8 protein-coding genes are annotated in these 6,360 nt (G+C 69.6%); 4 read left to right on the top strand and 4 right to left on the bottom strand.

Annotated features, from left to right (window positions below; genetic code table 11):
• Window positions 1-126: 126 nt before the first annotated feature.
• The 3 genes from NBV68_RS04940 to recN are packed head-to-tail and all read right to left on the bottom strand — an operon-like array spanning window position 127 to window position 2,602.
• Entirely contained in the window at window positions 127-474 is a 348-nt protein-coding gene (locus NBV68_RS04940) for a hypothetical protein (RefSeq protein ID WP_296307696.1), read from the bottom strand.
• Complete coding sequence (locus tag NBV68_RS04935) at window positions 474-935, bottom strand: hypothetical protein (protein ID WP_296307694.1); 462 nt, start codon at window positions 933-935, stop codon at window positions 474-476. Before NBV68_RS04935 ends, NBV68_RS04940 begins: the two co-directional genes overlap by 1 nt.
• Window positions 935-2,602 carry a DNA repair protein RecN gene (gene recN, locus NBV68_RS04930; protein ID WP_296307693.1) on the bottom strand — a complete coding sequence of 556 codons (1,668 nt, stop codon included), beginning with the start codon at window positions 2,600-2,602 and terminating at the stop codon, window positions 935-937. The genes NBV68_RS04935 and recN overlap by 1 nt, the downstream gene beginning before the upstream one ends.
• 214 nt (window positions 2,603-2,816) lie before the next feature.
• On the opposite strand from recN, the gene NBV68_RS04925 reads away from it, so the two are divergent.
• The 4 genes from NBV68_RS04925 to NBV68_RS04910 all read left to right on the top strand — a co-directional run bounded on the left by NBV68_RS04925 (window position 2,817) and on the right by NBV68_RS04910 (window position 5,411).
• Window positions 2,817-4,319 carry an HWE histidine kinase domain-containing protein gene (locus NBV68_RS04925; RefSeq protein ID WP_296307691.1) on the top strand — a complete coding sequence of 501 codons (1,503 nt, stop codon included), beginning with the start codon at window positions 2,817-2,819 and terminating at the stop codon, window positions 4,317-4,319.
• An 8-nt stretch (window positions 4,320-4,327) separates the two neighbouring features.
• Entirely contained in the window at window positions 4,328-4,684 is a 357-nt protein-coding gene (locus NBV68_RS04920) for a response regulator (protein ID WP_296307689.1), read from the top strand.
• 223 nt (window positions 4,685-4,907) lie between these two features.
• Window positions 4,908-5,042 carry a hypothetical protein gene (locus tag NBV68_RS04915; RefSeq protein ID WP_296307687.1) on the top strand — a complete coding sequence of 45 codons (135 nt, stop codon included), beginning with the start codon at window positions 4,908-4,910 and terminating at the stop codon, window positions 5,040-5,042.
• A 69-nt stretch (window positions 5,043-5,111) separates the two neighbouring features.
• Entirely contained in the window at window positions 5,112-5,411 is a 300-nt protein-coding gene (locus NBV68_RS04910; RefSeq protein ID WP_296307686.1) for a hypothetical protein, read from the top strand.
• Window positions 5,412-5,512: 101 nt separating this feature from the next.
• On the opposite strand, the gene NBV68_RS04905 is transcribed toward NBV68_RS04910, so the two are convergent.
• The gene (locus tag NBV68_RS04905; protein WP_296307701.1) at window positions 5,513-6,301 is read right to left on the bottom strand and encodes an outer membrane protein assembly factor BamD; all 789 of its coding nucleotides are present in this window, start codon (window positions 6,299-6,301) and stop codon (window positions 5,513-5,515) included.
• Window positions 6,302-6,360: the final 59 nt, after the last annotated feature.

Below are 6,360 nucleotides of genomic sequence, written 5' to 3'. Positions count from 1 at the left end.
CGTGCCGGCCGCTGGTCCCGGGACCTGCGGCCGGTTGCCGTTTGGGGTGAACGCAGTCTTCTGATCCCCCTCCAGCAAGCGACTTTCCTGCGCGCTGCCGAAACATCAGGCCCGGATCGACCCCGCTCATCCAGCGCCGAACTCGTCCACCACCCGGATTTTCCCGACAATCGCCGCGTTGAACGCGGGCAATTCGCCGGCCGGGATCCAGTATTCCTGATGATCACGCCCGCCTGCGGTCTCGACGGGGTATTGCGACAGGAAGCCCGCATCCACCTCGAGCTCGGTCACGAAGCCCGCGCCTGAGGCCCGCACATTCCAGTAGCGCGCGATCTTGATCGCATAGTCGCGAGTGGTGACGGGGTAGAAGATCGGTTGTTCGGGCAGGCGCGGGGGAAACTCGCGCCAGCCGCTCGCCTCGATCAGCGCAAGCTCCTTGGGGCCGACCGGACGCCACAGGGTGATCTTGTCCATCAGGCGATCCATCGTATGCTATTGGCGGTGACCGCCCAGCCCCCTGCCGAGCGCCGCACTTCGTAGGAGCCGCCCTCGAGGTCGCCGTCGATATCGACAAGACAGCGCGCGGAGGTGGGGCAGCGAACCCCGACAACCGTAAGCGCGCTCGCCACATCGCCATTTTCGTCGCATTGCGCGGACGGCACGGGCCGCAGCCCTGACCCGGCCAGCGCCTGCGCCAGCGCGGCGAAATCGAGCGGCACTTCGCTCGCGACGCACAACGCCACGCGCGGCATTGTGTTGTCCCGCGCGTGGCTCCGGCCTTCGGGATCGGTGAAGAGCCATGCCATCTGCGCCTCGAGCGCTGCGGCGGTCGCCTGCGCGCGCAGATCATCGCCAACGTCGGGAGCCGTGAGCCTCACCGCGCCCGCCACCGCTGCCGTAATCGCAAGCAAGGTGGCAAGCGCGCGGGCCTCCATCACACCCCTTCCAGCAGCCGGTCCGCCTGCGCCCGCGCCTCGGGCGTGACCTCCGCCCCGGAGAGCATCCGCGCGATCTCCTCCTGCCGCCCGGCGAGGTCGAGCAGCACGACGCTGGTCTTCGTCACCGTCCCCGACGAGGCCTTGGCGATAAGGTAGTGCTGCGAGCCCCTTGCCGCGACCTGCGGGCTATGCGTCACCGCCAGCAATTGCCCCTCCTGCGCCGCGAGCCGCGCGAGGCGCTCGCCGATGGCGCTCGCCACCGCACCGCCGACACCGCGGTCGATTTCATCAAAAATGATCGTCGCCGCCCCGCCCTTTTCGGCGAGCGCAACCTTCAGCGCGAGGATGAAGCGCGACAACTCGCCGCCGCTCGCGATCTTGCCAAGGGGCGCGAAGTCCGCGCCGGGGTTGGTCGAGATCAGGAATTCGACCGCATCCATCCCCGATGCCGCCCAGCGCTCCTCGGCCAGCGGGGCGACGCTGGTGCGGAACCGCGCGGCATCGAGCTTGAGCGGGGCCAGCTCAGCCGCCACGGCTTCATCGAGCCGTGCCGCGCCGGCGACCCGCGCGGCATGGGCCTTTTCGGCAGCCACGACATAGCCCGCGCGGGCCTCCTTCGCTGCCGCCTCCAGCGCATCGAGCTGCGCCTCCCCGCCCTCGATCGCCTCGAGCCGCGCGCGCATGGTGCGCATGAGTTCGGGCAGGTCGTCGACCTCGCAGCGATGCTTGCGGGCCGCGGCGCGCAGTTCGAAGAGGCGGGTCTCCGCGCGTTCGAGCGCCATCGGATCATGGACCAGAGCTTCGGCGGCGGCGCGCAGCTTGTCCTCCGCCTCGCTCGCCTCGATCACCGCGCGGTCCAATGCGGCGAGCGCTTCGGCCAGCAGGGGGTGCTGCTCGGCAATCCTGTCCAAGCGCCGCGCTGCCACGCGCAAGGCCGCGAGCGGCGAATCCGAGCCCTCCCACAAATGGCGCAATTCCTCGAGATCCCCCGAGAGCTTCTCGCCCTTCTGCATGTCCGCGCGCGCGCCCGCGAGCCGCGCCTCCTCGCCCGCCACCGGTTCCAGCGCCGAAAGCTCGGCGAGGTGGGCGATGAGCAGATCCTGATCGGCCTTGGCCTGCTCCACCGCCCCGCGCGCCTCGGCCAGCTGCGCCTCGGCCCGCGCCCATTCCGCATAGGCGCGCTCGAGCCCGGCGACATCCGTCCCGGCATAGCGATCGAGCAGCATCCGGTGCCCGCGCGGGTTCACCAGCCCCCGGTCGTCGTGCTGGCCGTGGAGCTCCACCAGCGCCGGGGCAAGTTCGCGCAGCAGCGCGACGCTGGCGGGCTGGTCGTTGATGAAGGCCTTGGAGCCCCCGTCGGCGCGCACCTGGCGGCGGATCATCAGCGGCTCGCCCGGTTCGATGGCGATCTCGGCCTCGTCCAGCGCGGCGGCAACCGGGCGCGGCAGGGCGGAAAAGTCGAAGCTGGCCGTGACGCTCGCCCGCTCCTCCCCGGCGCGCACCAGCGATGTCTCCGCCCGGTCGCCCAGCACTAGCCCGAGCGCGTCGAGCAGGATCGACTTGCCCGCCCCCGTCTCCCCCGTCAGCACGCCCAGCCCGCGCGCGAAATCGAGATCAAGCGCTTCGATGAGGACGATGTTGCGGATCGAGAGACGGGTGAGCATGGGCGCGGACGGGGATAGCGCAGCCGGGCGGGCGCGTCACGCGGCAAGGCGCACCAATCCCCAAGCCCCGAGCCCCGATCCCCCACCAAGAACGCCGCACCCCCCCGCGCGCGCGGGCCGCCTTGACCTTGCCGCAATTTGCGCGCCATTCGCTGTTGCGGCGGCACCCATCCGGGCAGCGCCGCGCGCGGGGCAGCAGATTCAGGTGAGACCCATGGCCGAGGCTGATCCCGTGTCGCAGCGTCCGACCCGCGTACTGCGGTGGATCGAGCGCGTGCAGATTGCCGACTTCCACCCGCTCGCGCGGCTTTCCGGCACCCTCGCGATCTTCGCCGCGGCGTGGGCGGCGCGCGCGCTGCTCGATCCGACGCTGCCGCCGGGCTTTCCCTTCCTGACCTTCTTTCCGGCAGTGATCCTCTCCGCCTTCCTGTTCGGCCTGCGCGCCGGGCTGTTGTCGGCGCTGCTGTGCGGCGGGGTCGCGTGGTATTTCTTCATCCCGCCGCTGCGCTCCTTCGGCATCGCCGGCGCGGAGGTCGCGCTCGGGCTCTATGTCTTCGTGATCGCCACCGATCTGGCGCTGATCCACGGGATGCGCGCCGCCAACCGCCAGCTGCGCGCGCAGCGCCAGACCAGCCTCGATCTGGCTGCCGCCAAGGAGCATCAGGCCGCAGAATTGCGCCGCGCGATCGCCGCGCTGCGCGAAAGCGAGGTCAAGACCCAGCTGGCCACGCGCACCGCCGGGATCGGGATCTGGCAATGGCACATCCCGACCGACACGGTGCAATGGGACGAGACCATGTTCGCGCTCTACGGCATGGCCCCGACACCCGACGGGACGGTGCGCTATGACGACTACATCGCCCATCTCCACCCCAAGGATGCCGAGGCGCAGGACACCAGGCTCAAGCGCACCGTCGCCGAGGTGTCCGAAAGCACCCGTGAATTCCGCATCCGGCGCTCCGACGACAGCCGGTGGCGGCACCTGCGCGCGGTGGAAGTCGCGCGGGCCGGGCCCGATGGCCGCACCGAATGGGTGGTCGGCACCAATCTCGACATCACCGCCGAGAAGGACCGCGAAAGCCACATCCAGCTCCTGCTGGGCGAGGTCAACCACCGCGCCAAGAACCTGCTCGCGGTGGTACTATCGGTCGCGCGGCGCACCACCGGCGCGGATCACGAGAGCTTCATGAAGAACTTCGCTGCGCGCATCCAGTCGCTTGCCGCCGGGCAGGACCTACTGGTCAAGAACGCCTGGCGCGGGGTCGGATTGCAGGCGCTGGTGACAGCGCAGCTGGCGCATTTCAGGGACCTCATCGGCACCCGTATCCTGCTCGAGGGCGAGGACATCGCGCTCGCCCCCCCGGCGGTGCAGGCTCTCGGCATGGCGCTCCACGAACTGGTCACCAATGCCAGCAAGCACGGCGCGCTGTCGCAGGACGGGGGGCAGGTGAGGCTTTCGTGGGAGCGGGTCGGAGACGCGGCAGGCCAAGGCGAAGGCGCGCGCTTCACCATGACCTGGCGCGAGAGCGGCGGCCCCACCGTCACCCCGCCCGCTGCCAGCGGCTTCGGCTGGGTGGTGATCGGCGACATGGTCAGAAACACGCTCGATGCCGAGGTCGAGACCCGCTTCGATCCGCACGGCTTCGCGTGGGAGCTCGAATGCGCGGCCGGGAGCATAATCGAATTGAATGATCCCGAATCCGGCAATGCGCTATAGCCGCATCCATGAGCGCCCGGATTCTCATCGTCGAGGACGAATATTTCATCGCTCAGGAAATGGCCGATGCGCTGGAGGGTGCAGGGATGACGGTGCTCGGCCCCTGCCCCAAGGTCGCGGCCGCGCTCGCGATCCTCGCCGATGGTGACCCCTGCGATGCCGCCGTGCTCGACGCCAGCTTGCGCGGGGTGAGCAGCCTGCCGGTGTGCGAAGCGCTGGCGCTGCGCGGCATTCCCTTCGTGGTGGTAACCGGCTTCAGCGCCGCCCAGCTCCCCGAGCCGATGGCCGCCGCCCCGGTGCTGTCCAAGCCGCTCGATCCGGCGGAACTGGTGCGCGCGCTGCGCGGGCTGATCGCGGGGGGGTGAGCGGGGGGCGCAGGTGCGTTCAGAGATGACCAGCTGAAGCGCTGACGGCGCATCTTCGGCGACGGTTCTTCGACTTCGTCGCGCCGCCTTAAGGCGCGCTCCAGGCTGGCATGTCGTGGCTGGATGGCAGCCCGGCTTGGGTTATCGATCGGCCATGGCTGTGGCCGATCTCCTCGCGTCCTTGCAATCGCTGTTATTGCGCAGGCGCAAGGCTGCGCCCGTTGTGATCGGGGGCCAGCTGGCGCAGGCGCAGGCGGCGGAGGCGCGGCATGCGGCGCTGGGGGCGGCGGGGCCCTCGCCGATGGCGGGGCTCAGCTATCCGCCCTCGGCGGCGCGGCTGTGGCGCTGGGAGGAATAGCCGCTCGACGCCGCGATTGCCGCCTTGGCGTCGGACTACGCGGCGCTCCCCGGGCCCGCGCGCGCACAGATGCGGGCCAGCCTGACGCTGGATGATTTCTACGAGGTGCTGACCTTCACGCGCCGCGCAGGTCTGGCGGCGCCGCGCGGCGGGGATGCGGGCCCGCTTGCCCCGGCCTTCACGGCGCTCGCGATGATCGAGCAGGCGGCGCTGGAGCGTGGGGACGCGGATTGCAGCCAGATCGGCGTGGCCTCGCGCGAGCTGTGCGCGCTCATCATCCAGCGCAGCATTCCGGCGGGCACTGCGCCGCTGGAAAGTCCTGATGATCTGGAGCGACTGCGCCCGCTATTCGAAGGCCAAATGCGCTGAACCGGCTACAAATCAGCCGCAAGCGCGAACGCGCGCCCGCAGCGGGTGCAGCTTTGCTGCACGCATAGCGAGGACGAACCCGCAGAGGCGGGTTCGCAAAACTAGGAAGCCGTAACGCCCTCGGCGCGCTTTTCCACCAGCTTGAAGGCGCGCTCGTACCATTCGCTGCCGGGGTAATTCGCGCCCAGCACCGCGGCGTACTTCACCGCTTCCTCGGGCACGCCGAGGGCAAGGCTGCTCTCGGTCAGGCGGTAGAGCGCCTCGGGGGTGTGGCTGGTGGTCTGGAACTTCTCCACCACATTGCGGAACCGCATGTCGGCGGCGAGCCACAGGCCCGAACGCTGGTAGTGGCGGCCGATCTCCATCTCCTTGCCCGCAAGGTGATCGGCGACAAGGTCGAGCTTCAACCGCGCATCGGCCGCATATTCGCTCTGCGGGAAGCGCCGGTTGACCTCGCGCAGCGCGGTCTGCGCCTGCTCGGTGATCTTCTGGTCGCGGTTCACGTCGCTGATCTGCTCGTAATAGCTGAGCGCGATCAGGTAGTAGGCGTAAGGCGCGTCCTTGTTCCCCGGGTGGATCGACAGGAACCGCTGCGCATTGCCGATCGCCTTGTTGTAGTCGCGCGCGATGTAGTAGCTGAAGGCGCTCATCAGCTGCGCACGGCGGGCCCAGGGCGAATAGGGGTGCTGGCGCTCCACCTCGTCGAACAGCGCCGCGGCCTGCAGCGTGTTGCCCTTGTCGAGCCGCTTCTGCGCCTCGGCATAGAGCGATTCGACGTCGCGCGCCACGTAAGCGACGTCCTTCTCCCCCCCGCCCCCGGCACAGGCCGAAAGGCCCGCAAGAGTGAAAGCGGCGAGCGCAGCCTGCGCCATACGAGTGGGGAGCTTCATCGACATGCCCGCCCCTATAACGAGGCCCGCCCTGAACGCCAAGTGAAGCCGCACGCCCC

Source organism: Erythrobacter sp. (assembly GCF_023653175.1).
Classification (GTDB): Bacteria; Pseudomonadota; Alphaproteobacteria; order Sphingomonadales; family Sphingomonadaceae; genus Erythrobacter.
The sequence above is the reverse complement of the archived record's forward strand: the minus strand, read 5'-3'. Positions and strand labels throughout refer to the sequence as shown.

Bases quoted from the DNA above. Each gene is read 5' to 3' on its own strand.
- NBV68_RS04940 (WP_296307696.1), bottom strand. From the start codon at position 474: ATGGACAAGATCACCCTGTGGCGTCCGGTCGGCCCCAAGGAGCTTGCG.
- NBV68_RS04935 (WP_296307694.1), bottom strand. From the start codon at position 935: ATGGAGGCCCGCGCGCTTGCCACCTTGCTTGCGATTACGGCAGCGGTG.
- recN (WP_296307693.1), bottom strand. From the start codon at position 2,602: ATGCTCACCCGTCTCTCGATCCGCAACATCGTCCTCATCGAAGCGCTT.
- NBV68_RS04925 (WP_296307691.1), top strand. From the start codon at position 2,817: ATGGCCGAGGCTGATCCCGTGTCGCAGCGTCCGACCCGCGTACTGCGG.
- NBV68_RS04920 (WP_296307689.1), top strand. From the start codon at position 4,328: ATGAGCGCCCGGATTCTCATCGTCGAGGACGAATATTTCATCGCTCAG.
- NBV68_RS04910 (WP_296307686.1), top strand. From the start codon at position 5,112: ATGCGGGCCAGCCTGACGCTGGATGATTTCTACGAGGTGCTGACCTTC.
- NBV68_RS04905 (WP_296307701.1), bottom strand. From the start codon at position 6,301: ATGAAGCTCCCCACTCGTATGGCGCAGGCTGCGCTCGCCGCTTTCACT.